Below are 17,675 nucleotides of genomic sequence, written 5' to 3'. Positions count from 1 at the left end.
GTAATACACATCCGGAAGATCAACTTTGGTCATGGGCTGCGAAAACTCCAACCAAGATCGAACTATCTAGGAAACTCCCGCTAGAGATCCGGGTCCTCGTCGGGGCGGGCCAGCCAGGCGGCGAGCCGGTCGATCGCGTCCTCGAAGCCGGGATACAGGTCCACGAAGACGCGCAGCGAGTCGGCGAGACCCTCGTAGGTCAGGCTCTCCGGGCCGCGCCGCGCGGCGAGTTCCTCGATCCCCCGGTCGGTGAAGTACATCGCTGCCCCCTGTCTGGCGAGCGGATGGCTGGCGAGCCGGACCGGCCGCCGCACGCCGGTGGCGCTGCCGGGCACGGCGGCCTGGGAACACCACCGGTGCGGCGGCCGGTCCTCGGATCGGGCGACGCACCGCCGGCCGCGCGCTCAGTTCTCGAACGCCGCCTCGACCAGGGCCTGCTGCTCGCGCTCGTGCACCTTCGACGACCCCGAGGCCGGGGCCGCGGCGGCGCGCCGGGAGATACGACGCAGCCGGGTGCCGCCGGGCAGGAACTCGGTCAGGTTGAGGGCCATGTGCGGGTAGGCGCCCTGGTTCGCCGGCTCCTCCTGGAGCCAGACGATGTCCGTCACGTTCGGGTAACGCTCCAGGACCTGCGCGAGCTCCGGCCCGGGCGTCGGGTAGAGCTGTTCGACGCGCAACAGGGCGAATCGCTCGGCGTCGTCCTGCTTCCCCCGAGCGGCTGCGAGATCGTAGTAGACCTTGCCCGCCGTGAGCAGTATCCGGCGCACGGCCGACGGGTCCGTGACGGACCCATCGTCGATCACCGGCTGCCAGCCGCCGCCGGTCAGCTCGGCCACGGTGGACGTTGCGGCCTTCAGCCGCAGCATCGACTTGGGGGTGAAGACCACCAGCGGACGCCGGACCGGCGAGAGGGCCTGCCGGCGCAGCAGGTGGAAGTAGCTGGCGGGGGACGAGGGTGCGGAGACCGTCATGTTGTTGTCCGCGCACAGCGACAAGAAGCGCTCGATGCGGGCGGAGGAGTGGTCGGGACCCTGACCCTCGTAGCCGTGCGGCAGCAGCAGGGTGACCGCCGACCGCTGGCCCCACTTGGCCTCACCGGCGGTGATGAACTCGTCAATGATCGACTGGGCGCCGTTGGCGAAGTCGCCGAACTGCGCCTCCCAGAGCACCAGCATATCCGGCCGGGCGACCGCGTAGCCGTACTCGAAGCCCATCGCAGCGAACTCACTCAACAGCGAGTCGTAGACGTAGAAGGTGCCGACACCGTCGTTCACGATGGTGCCGTCGAGGCCGTGGCGCAGGGTCCGCAGCGGGGTGTGGTCCGCGGCGCTGTGCCGGTCGACCAGCACGGCGTGCCGCTGGCCGAAGGTGCCCCGCCGGCTGTCCTGACCGGTCAGCCGCACCGAGCGGCCGTCGAGCAGGAGCGTTCCGAAGGCCAGGGTCTCCGCCAGCGCCCAGTCGATCAAGCCGGTCTCCACCATCTGGGCCCGCCGCTCGACCTGGGGACGCAGCCGTGGATGGACGGTGAAGCCCTCCGGCAGGTTGACCTGGGTCTCGATGACCTTCTTCACGGCCTCGTCGGACACGGCGGTGCTGACCGCGGCCGCCGCGGCGGCCTCCTCCGGGGTGGTGATGATGCGTGGCTGCGGCGACGAGCTCGCCGGGGTGGTGTCCCGGGTCTGCGCGAAGGCCTTCTCGAGCTCCGCGCGGTAGCTCTTCATCGCTTGCTCGGCCTCCTCGCGGGTGATGTCCCCGCGGCCGATCAGCGCCTCGGTGTAGAGCTTGCGCACCGAACGCTTGCTGGCGATGGTGTCGTACATCAACGGCTGGGTGAACGAGGGCTCGTCCATCTCATTGTGCCCGCGCCGCCGGTAGCAGACCAGATCGATGACGACGTCCTTGTGGAACGCCTGGCGGTACTCGAACGCCAGCGCCGCAACCCGGACACACGCCTCCGGGTCGTCCCCGTTCACGTGGAAGATCGGTGCCTGGACCATCCGGGCGACGTCGGTGGCGTACACCGACGACCGGCCGGAGTCCGGCGAGGTGGTGAATCCGACCTGGTTGTTGATGACCAGGTGTACGGTGCCACCGGTGCGGTATCCGCGCAGCTGGGACAGGTTGAGGGTCTCGGCGACGACCCCCTGCCCGGCGAACGCGGCATCGCCGTGGACGAGTACCGGCAGAACGGTGAAACCCGCCGAGCCCTTGTCCAGAATGTCCTGCTTGGCGCGGACGACGCCCTCGGTGACCGGGTCGACCGCCTCGAGGTGCGACGGGTTCGCGACCACCGAAACCGGTACCGTGCGGCCGTCCTGGCCGGTGTAGACGCCCTCGGCGCCGAGGTGGTACTTGACGTCGCCGGAGCCGTGCGCCGTCTGCGGGTCGAGGTAGCCCTCGAACTCGGCGAAGATCTGCCGGTAGGACTTGCCGACGATGTTGGCGAGCACGTTCAGCCGGCCGCGATGGGCCATGCCGATGACGACCTCGTCCATCCCCGCGCCGGCGGCGCGCGAGAGAACCTCGTCGAGGGCGGGGATCGTCGACTCGGCGCCCTCGAGGGAGAACCGGCGCTGGCCGACGTACTTGGTCTGCAGGAACGATTCGAACGCCTCCGCGGCCCCGAGCCGCTCCAGCACGTGCAGCTGCTCGGCCGGGTCCGGCCGCTCCGCGGCCCGCTCGACCCGGGCCTGGATCCAGGCACGCTCATCCGGTTCCTGGATGTGCATGTACTCGATGCCGACCCGACGGCAGTACGAGTCGCGCAGGACCCCCAGGACGTCGCGCAGGGACATCGTCCGGTGCCCGGCGAAGCCGCCGACGGCGAACTCGCGGTCGAGGTCCCACAGGGTCAGCCCGTGGCTGATGATGTCGAGGTCGGGATGGCTGCGGATGGCGAACTCGAGCGGGTTCGTGTCCGCCATGAGGTGGCCGCGTACCCGGTAGGCGTGGATCAGTTCCAGCACCCGGGCGTTGTGGTCGAGGTCGCCCTCGTGCACGACCGGCATGTCGGCGACCCAGCGCACGGGCTCGTAGGGCACCCGCAGCGACTGGAAGATCTCGTCGTAGAAGCCGTCCTCGCCGAGGAGTAGCTGATGCATCCGGCGCAGGTACTCACCCGACTGGGCGCCCTGGATGATGCGGTGGTCGTAGGTGCTGGTCAGCGTGATGATCTTGGAGATCGCGAGCTTCGCCAGGGTGTTCGCCGACGCGCCGGAGAACTCGGCCGGGTACTCCATCGCCCCGACGCCGATGATCGTGCCCTGGCCCTCCATCAGGCGGGGCACCGAGTGCACGGTGCCGATGCCGCCGGGGTTGGTCAGGCTGATGGTGACGCCGGTGAAGTCGTCGGTGGTCAGCTTGTTCGTCCGGGCCCGGCGCACGAGGTCCTCGTAGGCCTGCCAGAACTGGGTGAAGTCCAGCGTCTCGGCCTTCTTGACGGCGGCGACGACGAGCTGGCGGCCCTTCGGGGTCACCAGGTCGATGGCGAGGCCCAGGTTGATGTGCTCCGGCTGGACGACGGCCGGCTTGCCGCCCACCTCCGTGTAGGAGGCGTTCATGACGGGATGCGCGGCCAGCGCCTTGACCATCGCGTAGCCGATGATGTGCGTGAAGGACACCTTGCCGCCGCTGGAGCGGGCCAGGTGCCGGTTGATCACGATGCGGTTGTCCGCGAGCAGCTTGGCCGGCACCGCCCGCACCGAGGTCGCCGTCGGGATGTGCAGCGAGGTCTCCATGTTGCTGACCACGCGGGCGGCGGCGCCGCGCAGCGGCGTGGCCGCCTCCGGAGCCTGCCTGTCGGCGGGTGCCGCCTGCTTCGGGGGCCCGGCGGGCTGTGCCGACGCCGGGACCGGCGCGGCCGGAGTGGACGGTGCGGCCGCGCTCGGCTTCACCGGAACAGGCGTAGTGTGGAAGACCTCACCATCCGGCGAAACCTCCCCGTTAGGTGCCGCCGTGGCGGCCTGCCCGGCGCCGCCCGCAGCGGCGGGCGGCGCGCCGGGGTGGTAATCGGAGAGGAACTCGCGCCACTCCGGTGACACGCTCTGCGGATCTTCGAGAAACTGTTGGTAGATCTCGAAGACCAGCCATTCATTGGGTCCGAAGTCAGGTCCTGACGCAGGTACCGTCGGTGCTGTCACGGGGCCATTCGCCTCTATCCACGGTCTCGCTTCTCGGCCTCCGATAAGGCCCTTCCGCCACCGTCTGCCTATCCTACCCGCTCTGGGCATCCCGGCCTGGCCTGTCCATGATCGGTTACGAGTAGATTGCTCGGCGTGTTCTCCGGGATGGGCGGACCGGCGCCGGGAACGTCCGGTAGCTACAGCCAATCAGGGCGAGAGCGAGATCGTTCCATCGTTCATCGCGCGGTGGGGATACTCCCGGGCGGGCCGTCGGTTATGCTTCGGTGACGCCGGCCCGCATCATGGCCCCCGGACCCAATAAATGTCGCTTCGAGCGACCTACGCCCGTGAGGCGACCTGGCGGGCCGGCGTCTGCCTCCTGATGTTTCTGCTCCTCGGTGTCTTTCTCCCTTGGTATCGGTGTCCCTCTTGGTGTCGTTGTCCCTTGGTGTGTCCGGGGTCAGGATGCGTCCGTCGCGGACTGCCCGTAGTGATCCCACCCATCGCTGCCTACGGGGCGTTCCCCGTCCACTGTCACCCCCGCGCCGGCCGATCCCGCGCCGCTCAGGACCGAACCGATCACCATGCACCCGGCCGGCGGGGTCACTTCTGGGGGAAGGCAGGCGACCAGCGGGTGATCCTCGCCGCCGCCGAGTACCCAGCGCAACGGGTCCACATCAAGGGCAGCCCCGGCCGACCGCATCGCCTCGTCGATCAGGAAGGCTTCCGACGCGAGATCGATGGACACCCCCGAGGCCACGGCGATGTGACCGAGATCCGCCACGAGACCGTCCGAGACGTCGCACATGGCGTGCGCGCCCGCGGCGGCGAGCACCGGCCCGAGCGCGTAGGGCGGCCGGGGCCGGCGGTGCGCCGCGATCAGCTCCTTCCATCGCGGGTCGTCGACCCATCGGGAGTCGCCGGCTGCCGAACCCGCCGTGAGTAGGGCCAGCCCCGCCTGGGCCCACCCGAGACGACCAGCGAGCACCACGGCATCGCCGGGCCGGGCGCCCGAGCGCAGGACCGGCGGCCGGCCCTGCAGGTCACCGAGCGCGGTCACCCCGAGCATGATCAAATCCGCGGAGCTGACGTCCCCGCCGGACACGGAGGCACCGGCCTGCGCGCATTCCTCGGCCATTCCGTCGGCCATCGCCAGGGCCCAGTCGACCGCGAGGTCGCCGGGTGCGGCGAAGCCGAGGAACAGGCCGGTGGGCCTCGCCCCCATCGACGCCACGTCGGCGAGGTTCTGCGCGGCGGCCTTGTGCCCGACATCCACCGCGGACGACCAGTCCCGGCGGAAGTGGCGTCCTTCGAGCAGCAGGTCGGTGGTGACGACCACCCGACCGTCCGGGGCGGCCAGCACCGCCGCGTCGTCCCCGGGGCCGACCAGCACGTCCCGTCCATGGGAGAAACGCGCCGTCACGGCCTCGATCAAGCCGAACTCGCCCAGATCGCGCAGCGTCGCCCCCGCCGGGGGTTTCCCGTGACTTCCCATTCGCCATATCCTCCAATATCTAGATGATCTAGATATTCCATCCTCGGGCGGAGTTTCCCGCCGGACCGACCGGACCGACCGGACCGACCGGACCGACCGGTCCCGGGGCTTCCGGCCGGAGGCGGCACCGACGGGTGGATGGTGGCGTGCCGGGGCGTGCCGGATGCGGCCCTGGCCGCACCGCCTACCCGGAGACAGCGGAATGACCGTGATCGCAACGTCTGCGTCACCTTCCCGACATATGCTGCTGGAAATCTGACGCGCGTGCGAAGCCAGACCTGTCCGCGTGTATGTTGTCCGCGGCCTGCCGTGATCCGTGGGGTCGGTCAGCCGCGCGCCCAGGCGATTCGGCCCAGCGGAGGTCCGCTGACCAGGCATCGGTCCAGGTAGGGTCGGGTGGCGCTGCAGCCTGGCCGAGGAAGGATCGAGGGAAGGCACTACCTGCCCTCCACCCCCGAGACCATCAGATGGGGTGAGCTGCCGAACGCCCTGACCAGGCCGGTTCTCAGTATCGACTCCGGCGCCACGGTCACCTTCGACACGGTCAGCCAAGAGGGGATCCTCTGCGACCAGGGGCGCGATCCCGACGCCTTCTTCGCCGGTTTCGGGGTCGCGCCGTCGGAGGTGCTGGCCGACGCCCGGGCGATCGCAGCTTCGGGTATCCCGCACCGGTTCGGGGTGGACGGTCCCCACATCGTCACCGGACCGGTGTTCATCCGGGGCGCGGAACCGGGGGACGTGCTGCGGGTTGAGGTGGTCTCGCTGCATCCCCGCGCACGGTATGGGATCGTCTCGACCCGCCATGGCACGGGCCTGCTCGCCGGGGAGTTCCCCGAGGGGGGGCCGCCGGACGCGGACGCCGACGCCCGCCATTGGCGACGCTTCCGCACCGTTACCACCTTCTGTGCGGTGGAGCGCCGGCGGGGCCGCCTGTTCGGCGCCCTGACCAGCGTGAACGGCAGCAGGACCCGGTTTCCGTTGGCGCCGTTCCTGGGCATCATGGCGGTCGGCGTGGACACTACCACCAAGATCGTCCCCTCCACCTCGATCGGTCTGCACGGCGGCGCCCTGGACTGCCGGGAACTCGGCGCGGGCGCGCGGCTGTTCCTGCCGGTCCAGGTGAGCGGCGCGTTGTTCGCCGTCGGCGATCCGCATTACGCCCTCGGGGACGGGAAGATCGGTGCCACCGCCCTGGATGGCCCGCTACGGGCGACGCTGCGGCTGACCGTGCTGCGTGACACGGCGGCCCGGTCGGTTCTCGGCGCGCTGCGGGAACCGTTCATCGAGACCGACACGGCCTGGGTCACCCTGGGGCTCGACGTTGACCTCGCCGAGTCGGTCCGCCGCGCGGCGCGGTCGGCGGTGGTCTTCCTGCAGAGCCGGGTCGGGCTCGACCGGACCGAGGCGCTCGCCTACCTGTCCGCCGCGGCCGACTTCGGGGCCTGCCAGCTCGGCACCGGCACCCAGAGCGCGTTCTGCCGCATCCGCCGGGCGGACTTCACCGAACTGCCGATCGCGAAGCCACGACTGCCGCGATCCGGACTCGTGCGGATCGTCGGCGTGGGCGACTCGGAGACCGAGGACCCGACGGATCCGGAACACGCCACGGAGAAGACGCCGGATCGGGCCGACGAGAAGATCGGTCGCGCGGTGCGGATTCACTGGGCCGAGCCGGCCGGTGCCTCACCCCCGATCGATGCGGAAGCCGGCGGCCCGGACACCCCGTGACCGGCCGGGCGCCGGAGCAGGTGCCGAGGCATCCCCACGACGATCACGATCCCGACGTCCTGCCGGCGCCGTTCGAACCGGACGGGGTGACCGGGCCGCCGGCCTGACCGACCCGTTCGGCCCGCGGGGAGCGGTCGCCCCCACCGGCGCCCGGGGCCGCGCCCGTGCCTCGCCGGAGGACCGGGATCGAATCACGGGCCGAACCGCGCGGATCGGCGTCCGGCGGTGCGTCGTCGAGGCCCTCCAGATCGGACAGGGCGATGGGCCGCCACCGATGCAGCGCCTCGTCGGCGCTCGCCCGGACGGTGGAATGTTCGACACGGGGGAGGCCGGTGGCGGCCTCGTCCCGCAGTCCTCGCGCCCCGGTGTTCACGGGCGCGATGCCGGCTCTCGCCAGCCGCGGCCACAACGAGGCCAACGCGGCGTCGGCGTCGAGTTCGAACTCGGACTGGCGGACCCGCCAGAACCGCCAGCCAGCCCGGCGCAGCTCGCGCTCCCGGGCGAACTCGTGCGCGATCTCGTCCGGACCGGAGCCGACGTCCCCGTCGCACTCGACGGCGAGCCGGGCCCGATCGCCCGAGACGACCAGGTCGACCCGCCGACCGTTGATCTCCACCTGCGGGGTGACCAGGTAGCCGCGGCCGGCGATCTCCCGGAAGACCCGCTGTTCGAACAGGGATCCGAAGGCCGGATGCGGACGGTTGGTCGGCACTTCGGCGAGTGCCGGGGGCTCCTCGCCGCGGCCGGCGGCCGCCGGGTGCGTCGTGGACAGCACGTAGCTCAGATAGTTGTGCCGCAGATCGCGAGGGTCAAGATCGGTGACCGGTACGGAGTGGAACAGCCAGACCTGGTCGCGGGCCCGGGAGGCCGCGACGTTGAACCGCCGCTGGTACTCCAGCCGGGTCAGCGGGGTGATGCGCGAGTCGGGCGCCACCACCAGGGACAGGAAGACGACGTCGCGCTCGTCACCCTGGAAGTCGGCGGGGACGCCCACCCGCAGCCGTCGACGCTGGTGCTCGGCGGCGGACATCCGGTCGGCCAGCTGGTCGCGGATCAGCGCCGCCTGTGCGGTGCCCTGTGGGACGACGACGCCGAAGGAGAGCCGGGCGTACCGGGGATCCTCGGCGCAGGAGAGCACCTGTGCGACCAGGGCATCGGCCTCGGCCGGATTGCGTGGACCGAGGCCCGCGTCCGTGGTGAAACCGTGGGGAACGAACCGGGCGACCAGCGGCGGCAGCCGGTCGGCACCAAACTGGCGCAGGGGAAGCAGCGGCGCGTCCCGGTAGAACATGGCCGACGACCACTCGATGATCTCCGGCATGCACCGGAAGTGCTCCCGCAGCCGGATCACCTCGCCGAAGCGGGTTCGCAACAGCGTGAACAGGCTCGACCGGGGGGTGAACCCGACGCGTAGCCATGCCGGCACCTCCGGCAGCAGAGCCTCCAGCCGGTCGAAGACCCGGTCGAGCTCGTCCGTGACCTCCACCGGCGGCGTGCACTGCCGGTCGTCGCCCACGACGATCACCCGTGGGGCGAGCCAGAGCAGGAACAGGCTGTCGAGCCCGGCCTGACTGCCTTCGTCGACGATCACGACGTCGAAGCTGTCGCGCACCGCCGGGATCGTCGACAGCACCTCCCGGATCGGCATGACCCAGGCCGGCACCGCCGTCTGGGCGATCTCCATCGCCTCCCGGGCGGCCTGGCGGAAACGCTCGGCGTGGCGGCCGCCGAAGGTGCCGCTGGCCGCCACCGCGTCGGCATAGGCGCGCAGCGCGGCCGACTGCTCGGCGCCCATCCGTTCGAGGCAGTGTTTCCACGCGCGGGCGCCGGCCAGCTCCGCGGTGGCCGCGGCGACCATGTCCTCCGCCGCGTCCAGCTCGGCGTCCAGATCGACGGGTGGTCCAGCCGGGCCGCCGGGGGCCGTGGCGGCGCCGGGGGCCGTGGCGGTCAGCCAGCTCGCGGCCACCGCCCAGGACCAGGCGGTCGTGAACGCCGCGAGCCTGGCCGGCCAGATCTCCGCTCCATTGGGCCGGGTCGCGCCGGCCGTCGAGACGAGGAGATCGGCGAGGTCGGGATGTGCCGCGCGCAGCCGGCCGAGCAGCTCGTCCCGGCGCAGCGCCACCTCCCGGGCAGCCATGGTGGTGGCGAGCGCGGCCCGGGTCCGCGTGTACGCGGCCACATTGCGGGCCGCTACCGCGCCGGCCAGCTCGGCGACCTCGGACGGCGTGCCCGCCGCGGTGGCAAGCCCGGCGTAGCCCTCCCGCAGTTCCCCCAGCGCCCGCTCGGCGTCGGTGGCGGCTGCCATCGGGCGCAGCGCGGCCATGACGGCCGCGAGATCCCGGACGCGCTCGGCGGAGTCCATCGCCGGTGCCCGGCCGGGCACGATGTCCTCCAGGATTGCCACGACCCGGTTCCGCGCCGCCACGATCGCCTGGATCTCCGTGACGGCCTCCTGCGCCTCAACCAACCGGGACAGGCGTACCTCGAAGGGATCGGTGGGCCGCGGCGCGATCCCGACCAGGACCCATCCGCGGGTCGCGGCCTCGACCGCGACCTCCGCCCGGAGCCGGACGAGCACGAGATCGAGCAGCTCCGGGGTGGTCGGCGCGACGCCGTCCACCAGCGTCCGGGTCAGCAGCGTGTCCGCCTCCTTCTGGACCTTCGGCCGGAACCTGCGCCGCAGCTCGCCCCCGGCGTCGAGGTACTCGCGCAGCGCCTCCCCCCGGGCGAGCAGGGCGGCGGGGTCGAAGCCCGGATCCGCCGGGGAGCCGGCGTCGGCTGCCGAGGCGGAGCCGTCCGGGGAGGCGGAGGTCGGAAGGGCGACCGCGTGCAGACCGAGCTCGGTCACGTGCCGCGTCGCCTCGGCGATCATCGGCGTGGCCGCGGCCACCTTCGCCCAGAGGACCCGGTCCCGGCCGGCGAGGGCGTCGTCGAGGGCCGCCGGAACCCAGTGCCGTCTGTTCGACCGCTGCCCGCGCCCGTCGAGCTCCTCGAGTGCGCGGGAGAGGCCGGCGACCGCCTGCTGTAGCGGATCGAGGGAGACCACCGCGGGATCGACCGCGGCGAGCGTGTCGAGGAGACCTCGGGTCGCGGGACGGACGGCCGCGCGGGCAAGGCGGACCGCCTCGTCGGCCGCGCGGGCGGTGGCCACCAGGTCCGCGAACCGTTCGGCGGGTAGGAATCGGCTCATCTCGACCACCGGGCCGGCGGACCGGTCCGTGCCGACGTCCTGACCGGATCGCAGCAGGGTGTGGAGCTCCAGTGCCTCGGCGTCGGTCAACGGTGGGGGAACCGGGGCAGGGCTGACAGACCCGGACCCCGTCGCCGTGGTGGTCGTGGTCGTCGTGGTCGTGGTGGCGGTGGCGGTGGCGGCCGCGCTCCGGGGCACGGGCCGCGGCAGCCACCGCGACGCGTCGGCCTCGGCCCGGACCCGCGCCGCGATGCTCGCCCGCGTCCCGCCCCAGCCTGCGGCCACCTCGCTGTCCGGATGCACCGTGTGCTCGGCCAACCGCAGGGCGCGGGCCCGGTCCGCCAGGACATCGCGGGCGCGGATCGCCTCCTGCCGGCGCGTGGCGGCCCGCGCGATCCGCCGGTCGAGCGCCTCGGGGTGATAGGTGGCCTTCTCCGCAGCCAGGGCGCTCACGCTCGCGGCGAGCTCGGGGGAACCCACGCCGATGCCGCCAAGCTCGTCCGCTTCGTCTTCGGCCCCGGCCGGGGCGGGGTCGAAGACTGCGTCGGGCCGGCCGTCCAGGTCCGCCCCCGCGTTCCCGGCCTGGTCGACCGGTGCGTCGCGCGCCTCCTCGGTATCGGTGAACGACACGCACAGCCGCTGCAGGTCCGGGGGCAGTTTCTCCCGCAGGACCCGCAGGGCTTGCGACTTCTGGCTGGTGACCAGAACCCGTTGCCCCTCCGCCAGCAAGGCGCAGACCAGGTTGGCGATCGTGTGCGTCTTGCCGGTGCCGGGCGGGCCCTCGACGACGACGCCGTTGTCGTGGCGAAGCCGCTCCAGCACCCGGGCCTGCTCGGGACTGGCCGGGAGCGGGAGCAGCGGGTCCGCACCGAGTTCGGCGCCGCTCGTCGCTCCCTCTGCCTCGAGCCAGGCCAACCGGTCGGCGGCGTCGAGGGTCTCCACCAGCTGGACGAGGCCGAGCGGCGGAGGTCCGTCACCCCGCAGGACGTCGAGCATCCGCTCGTAGTAGGTCAGCAGGGCGGCCTGGTCACGGGTGCGCAGGACGAAGGCCGGGGCGAAGGTCACCCGCGGGCGTGACGCGCTGTCGGGCGCGGGCGGCGCGAGGTCGGGTTCGAAGCCGTCCGTCGGCACGTCGAGCGCCAGCGCCAGCCAGTCCCGCAGCAGCCGGATGTCGTCCGGACCCAGTGGCGCCGACGGTCGTCCCCGCAGGCGCTCGTGCAGCGCGTTCGTCCGTTCCCGGCGGAAGCCGCCGATGCCGTCGAGTAGCGGGCCGTCGGCGAGGCGTGTCGTGGCCCCCGCCGGGACCCGCACCCTGATATCGGAGGTGACCGGGTCGATGTCGCAGGTCAGCCGGGTGGTCAGCAGGTGCTCGCGGACGGTGGGGCCGCCCGGTGGCTGCCAGGTCAGCAGGCCGGTTGCCAGCACGAGTTCCAGCGCGTCACCCTCCTGGGCCACCCGGGCCGCGACCGCGTGCAGCGTGTTGTGCAGATTGCGTCGCTCCGCGTCAACGCGCGCGCGTGTCGCCCAGAGCTGCCATCGCGGCAACCAGGCCTGGTAGGCCGCCGCGGCGGCGGCCTGCTCGGCGGCGGCGCCGTTCCACACCGGCGGCTGGTCGGGATCGGCGCCGGCCGCGTCGGGCAGCACGATCTGGCCGGCGAGGATCGCGGGCGGTGGCGGCGGTGGCGGCGGTGGGGGCAGGACGGTGGCGGCGGGGGCGGTCAGCAGCACCTCGCCGGCCCCGGCGTGCTCGGACAGCGGCACGCCGGCCGGGATGTCGGCGAGCCACACCGTGAGCGGATGCTCCTCGATGGTCCGGATCCGGCCCGACCGGGCCGCCGCGACCTCATGGAGGAACCGCACCAGCCGGTGACAGCGGTCCGCGAGGGCGGCATGCCGCTCGGGGCCGGCGGTCTGCGTCGTCATCAGGACCTCGCTCTGGAGATCCCGGCGCCCGCACCGGGAGGGAAACGCCGTCCGTCGGTTGTCGACACGCGACTTTCCTCCCGTCGGCGCTGTTCTCCCGATCCGTGGCACCACCGATCTGTGACGCCCCGTCCGCGAGATCGGCAGGATGCCGGCATCCTACGCATAATGACGTGCCCTCCTCCGGCGGAGCGACAGGAGGGGGTAGCCCGTCCGCGGGGTGCGGGTGCGGGTGCGGGTGCGGGTTCGGGTTCGGGTTCGGGTTCGGGTGAGGTTGCGGGTGAAGTTGCGGCGTGCCGCCGGCGGCATGGTGAGGCGGGTGCGACAACATACGCATCCGTGAGGTCACGGTTCTACGCTGATGTGCACATTCATTCCCGGTACTCGCGTGCCTGCAGTCGTGACTGCGATCTGGAGCACCTGGCCTGGTGGGCGGCACGCAAGGGCATCGCCGTCGTCGGCACCGGCGACTTCACCTATCCGGCCTGGTCTCAGGAGATCGCGACGAAGCTGGTTCCGGCCGAGCCCGGCCTGTTCCGGCTGCGGTCCGATCTTGAGCATGAGGTGCTGCGCACGTTACCGGCCTCCTGCCGGACGGCGACCCGCTTCATGATCTCTAGTGAGATCTCGACGATCTACAAGAGGGGCGACCGGACCCGTAAGGTCCATCATCTTCTCTACGCTCCCGACAGGGAGGCCGCCGGACGGATCACGGCGGCGCTGGCTCGGATCGGCAACCTCGCCGCGGACGGGCGTCCCATCCTGGGCCTGGACTCCCGCGATCTGCTGGAGATCACCCTTGGTGGCGGGGCGGGCTGCTATCTGGTCCCGGCGCACGTGTGGACGCCCTGGTTCGCGGTTCTCGGTTCGAAGTCCGGGTTCGACGCCGTCGAGGACTGCTACGGTGACCTCGCCGACGAGGTCTTCGCCCTGGAGACTGGGCTTTCGGCGGACCCGGAGATGTTCTGGCGGATCTCCGGTCTCGACCGCTACCGGCTGGTGAGCAACTCTGACGCCCACTCCCCGCCGATGCTCGGCCGGGAGGCGACGGCGTTCACCTGCGACCTCGACTACTTCTCCATCGAGGCCGCGCTGCGCGGCGGGGACGGCTTCGCGGGGACCGTCGAGTTCTTCCCGGAAGAGGGCAAGTACCACCTCGACGGGCATCGCAAGTGCGGGGTGGTCCTCACGCCGGACCAGACCCGGGAGGTCGGCGGACGCTGCCCCACCTGCGGCGGCGGCCTCACCGTCGGGGTCCTCAACCGGGTCGAGGCGCTGGCCGACCGGCGGCCCGGCCACCGCCCCGTCACGGCGCCCGACGTCACCTCGCTGGTTCCGTTGCCGGAGGTCGTCGGGGAGATTCTCGGCGTGGGCCCGAAGAGCAAGGCGGTCGCGGGCCAGGTGACGTCGTTGGTCTCCCGTCTGGGCCCGGAGCTCGACATCCTCGGCGACGTACCGCTCACGGACATCGCCGGGGTCGGATCGCCGGAGCTGGTCGAGGCAATCGGTCGCCTGCGCCGCGGGGAGGTGATCCGGCAGGCCGGGTTCGACGGCGAATACGGCGTCATCCGGTTGTTCGAACCCCAGGAGCTCGCCCGGGACGGTGGCACCCTGTTCGACCTGGGGTCCGGCGTGGCTGGTGGGCAGGACCGGATCGATGCGGGACCCTCCCTCGACGAGGCGCTCGCGGCGCGGGCGCGCCCGGCACCCGATGCCGCGGTGGTGCCGGGGGATGCCGCGGTGGCCGACAGCCAGCTGTTCACGCCGGTTTCCGGCGATACCCCGTCGGTGCTTGACGGGCTGGATCCCGAGCAACGGCTGGCCGCCTCGCACCTGTCCGGTCCGCTGCTCGTCCTCGCCGGACCGGGAACGGGCAAGACCCGTACGCTGGTCCACGCGATCGCACACCGGGTCGCTGAGCACGGGGTGCCGGCCGGGGAGTGCCTGGCGGTCACCTTCACCCGGCGTGCGGCCGGGGAGCTCGCCGAACGGCTCGCCGGCCTGCTGGGTGACGCCGCGGGACGGGTGCTCGCGACGACCTTCCACGGCCTCGGGCTTACGATCATCCGTGAGCAGCACGCGAAACTCGCCCGGGGCCCGCAGGTCCAGGTCGCGGACGACGCGGTGCGCGTGGAGCTAATCGCCGCGGCACTGCACGGTGAGGGCGACGCCCGAACGCGCCGGCGGGTGGCGGCCGGTGTCGCCGAGCTCAAGCGGCACCGAGCGCTCGGCCAGGCGATCCGCCACCATGACCTGGTTGGGGCGCTCGCCCGTTACGACGCCGCCCTGCGCGATCGGGACATGGTCGACCTCGACGATCTGATCACCCTGCCGCTGACCCTGTTGCGGTCGTCCCCGGATCTCGCCGAGCACTACCAGCGGCGGTGGCGCCACGTCTGGGTCGACGAGTACCAGGACACCGACGAACTCCAGTACCGCCTGCTGGGGCTGTTGTGTCCCCCCACGGCCAACCTGTGCGTGATCGGCGACCCGGACCAGGCTATCTACAGCTTCCGGGGTGCGGACGTCCGGTTCTTCCTGCGGTTCGAGCAGGACTACCCGAGTGCCCGCCCGGTCGCCCTGACCCGCGGCTACCGATCCACCCGCACCATCGTGCGGACGGCGCTCGATGTGATCGCGCCCGCGAGTCTGGTCCCGGACCGGACCCTGACCGCCGTGCGGGGCGCCGAGGGCGATGGCCCGGTGCTGCTGCGGCGCTACCGCAGTGAGGCCGAGGAGGCGATCGCCGTCGTCGACACGATCGACGCGGCGCTCGGCGGTACCTCGTTCCACGCGTTGGACTCGGGGGTGGACGGATCGGTCGACGCGGGGTTCTCCTTCGCGGACATCGCCGTGCTCTACCGGACCGCCCGCCAGGCCGAGCCGATCATGGAAGCGCTGGCCACCCGCGGTTTCCCGTTCCAGCGGCGCTCTCATCTCCCGCTCGCGGACGCTCCCGCGGTCGCCGACCTGCTCGCCCTGCTGCAGGACCTGACGACCATGGATCCCTCGGGTCCCGGCGTCCCGCGTCCGGTGTCGGGTCTGCTGCGCGACGCGGCGGCACGGGCCACCGATCTCGCCGAGGCGAGGAGAAGCGAGCTCGGCGCCGTGCCGTCCGACGGGTTTCCCGGCTTCTCCGGCGGACGGGTGCCGACCGAGGCCGAGCTGCGCCTGGCGGTGGAGCTGCTCGCACCGGCCGCCGCAGCGGCCGGCAACGACCTGGCGGGTTTCCTCACGTCGGTCACGCTCGCCGCCGAGGTCGACGGGCTGGACCCGAGGGCGGACCGGATCTCACTGCTGACCCTGCACGCGAGCAAGGGTCTGGAATACGGCCTGGTCATCATCGTCGGTTGTGAGGACGGGCTGCTGCCGATGCGCTTTGGTCCGGCCGGTGAGGCGCCGGGCGGTGGGACCCCGGGCGGTGAGGCGCCGGGTGGTGGCGTCAACGGAACCGCCGATGGAACCGCCGACGCCGGCACGAAGGACACCGAGGCGGAGGAGCGCCGACTCTTCTTCGTCGGCGTCACCCGGGCCAGGCATCGGTTGGTCCTCACCTCGGCGGCCAGCCGGCGGCGCGCCGGGTCGGTCGTGACGACCCGTCCCTCACCGTTTCTTGCGGACATCAGGCTGGCTTTGCTGTCCTCTGTCCCGGCTGAGGGCGTCCCGGCCGAGGGCGGGCGGCGCCGCCCGCGCCGGCCGGCACCGGGCAAGCAGCTGCGACTCCTCTGAGCCGCTGGGCCGGAGCCACCGGGCCGGAGCCGCTGGACCGACACTCGCGCGGCCCGGCGGCTCAGCGCTTGCGCAACACCATCGCGAGGTTCCAGGTCACAATCTCGCGGGCACCGGGAATCCTGATGATCACCTTCGCCCAGTCGGGCAGATAGCGCGGCATCGCGTCGAGGATCTCGACGTCGGACCGCCGCTTCGCCCAGGCGAGGGTGTCGGCCACCGACACCGGAAATAGAGTCTTGCCGTAGATGTTTTTCGGCGCCTTGCCCTTGCGGCGTTCGAACCTCGCCGCCGCCCGGTCACCACCCAGATAGTGCCAGGGTGCGGTCTCGTGGCCCCCCCAGGGGGACAGCCAGTTCGTGTAGCTCAGGAAGATGAGCCCGCCAGGGCGGGTCACCCGGGCCAGCTCGGAGCACATCCGCCACGGGTCGGGGACGTGTTCGAGCACGTTTGACGTGTAGCAGAGATCAACGCTTCCGGAGAGGAACGGCAGGTCCAAGGCGCTGCCCCGGACCCGGCCGGGAACCTCGATGCCACCGGCCTCCATCTCCGAGACGTCCGGCTCGACCCACACGTACCGGGCGCCGGCGTCGAGGAAGGCCGAGCGGAAGTAACCCGGGCCGCCGCCGACGTCGAGGACGAGCTGGCCGGTCAGGGATGTGTACCGCATCAGCTGGCGCACGGAGTCCGCAGCGATCAGCGAGTAGAAGCCAGCCGGGTCGACGGGCTCCTTGCGGTGCGCGAGGAACAGCGTCTTCGAGCGCGACAGTCCGAACCCGGAATAGGGCAGGGCGCGCACCAGCGGACCCTCCTTGGTCCGCTCGCGGGGAATGGCGGTTCGCTCGCGGGGAGTGGCCGCCGCCTGCGCTCCGCTCGCCGTGCCCGCTCCGCTCGTCGGCACCGGGCCGGACGGGCCGGCCGGCGGCGCGGTCCCCAAAGCCGCAGCCCGGGACTCGCCACCCGGTTCCGGGGTCGCAGCGGAGGGTGTCGGGGCCTGCCTCGATCCTGCGGGGGGAGCCGTGGAAGCCGCAGCCGTGGACGCGGTGGAGGTCGCCGCGGATGCCGCCGTGTCAGACATGCCGGGGACGATAACACCACGGTGGCGGGCCTTCGGTGGGCGGCAGGAGCCGCCCGGGCCGCCAGCCGGATCCGCCCCGGCCGTGGCGTGGACGCCCGGTCCGCCGTGGCCCCGGCGTCCGCCCGATCTCCCGGCTCCGCTGCGCGGATCAGGGCCATACCACGCTTGTTGTGGAATTATCCGGGCCCTGAGGTTTATTGTTTACGTGTTGAATGCTCCTTTGGTCCGTTGGTGCTTCTTCGTTCCCTGAACCCGGCGACGTGTGTTCCCGGCGATCCTGAGGGCTGGTGATGGTGGTAATGCACCCGGTTCCGCTGGCAGATCCGACTGCCTTCCGAGAAACTGGACTATCTGGACTATCTGGGATGCTAGTGATCATCTCGCCCGCCCGGCCGATCGCCGCGGCCCAGC

The 17,675-nt window shown here is 71.9% G+C and carries 7 protein-coding genes; 2 read left to right on the top strand and 5 right to left on the bottom strand.

Features of this window, described 5'->3' with window-relative positions; genetic code table 11:
• Positions 1-80: 80 nt before the first annotated feature.
• The 3 genes from AC08OX_RS06725 to AC08OX_RS06715 all read right to left on the bottom strand — a co-directional run bounded on the left by AC08OX_RS06725 (position 81) and on the right by AC08OX_RS06715 (position 5,616).
• Positions 81-335 carry a DUF6104 family protein gene (locus tag AC08OX_RS06725; RefSeq protein WP_476607022.1) on the bottom strand — a complete coding sequence of 85 codons (255 nt, stop codon included), beginning with the start codon at positions 333-335 and terminating at the stop codon, positions 81-83.
• A gap of 69 nt (positions 336-404) precedes the next feature.
• Positions 405-4,139 carry a multifunctional oxoglutarate decarboxylase/oxoglutarate dehydrogenase thiamine pyrophosphate-binding subunit/dihydrolipoyllysine-residue succinyltransferase subunit gene (locus tag AC08OX_RS06720; protein WP_476607021.1) on the bottom strand — a complete coding sequence of 1,245 codons (3,735 nt, stop codon included), beginning with the start codon at positions 4,137-4,139 and terminating at the stop codon, positions 405-407.
• A gap of 442 nt (positions 4,140-4,581) precedes the next feature.
• Complete coding sequence (locus AC08OX_RS06715; protein ID WP_476607020.1) at positions 4,582-5,616, bottom strand: thiamine-phosphate kinase; 1,035 nt, start codon at positions 5,614-5,616, stop codon at positions 4,582-4,584.
• A gap of 396 nt (positions 5,617-6,012) precedes the next feature.
• Here AC08OX_RS06715 and AC08OX_RS06710 point away from each other — a divergent pair, with 396 nt between their 5' ends.
• A complete protein-coding gene (locus AC08OX_RS06710) occupies positions 6,013-7,344 on the top strand; it encodes an acetamidase/formamidase family protein (RefSeq protein ID WP_476607019.1) in 1,332 nt (443 codons plus the stop codon).
• 43 nt (positions 7,345-7,387) lie between these two features.
• Here the strand turns inward: AC08OX_RS06710 and AC08OX_RS06705 are convergent, their stop codons facing one another.
• Entirely contained in the window at positions 7,388-12,457 is a 5,070-nt protein-coding gene (locus tag AC08OX_RS06705) for an AAA domain-containing protein (protein WP_476607018.1), read from the bottom strand.
• Positions 12,458-12,796: 339 nt separating this feature from the next.
• Here AC08OX_RS06705 and AC08OX_RS06700 point away from each other — a divergent pair, with 339 nt between their 5' ends.
• A complete protein-coding gene (locus tag AC08OX_RS06700) occupies positions 12,797-16,186 on the top strand; it encodes a UvrD-helicase domain-containing protein (protein WP_476607017.1) in 3,390 nt (1,129 codons plus the stop codon).
• Between the two features lie 61 nt (positions 16,187-16,247).
• Here the strand turns inward: AC08OX_RS06700 and AC08OX_RS06695 are convergent, their stop codons facing one another.
• Positions 16,248-16,985 carry a class I SAM-dependent methyltransferase gene (locus tag AC08OX_RS06695; protein WP_035729926.1) on the bottom strand — a complete coding sequence of 246 codons (738 nt, stop codon included), beginning with the start codon at positions 16,983-16,985 and terminating at the stop codon, positions 16,248-16,250.
• Between the last annotated feature and the right edge of the window lie 690 nt (positions 16,986-17,675).

Source organism: Frankia sp. CoBUL1 (assembly GCF_978021245.1).
The sequence above is the reverse complement of the archived record's forward strand: the minus strand, read 5'-3'. Positions and strand labels throughout refer to the sequence as shown.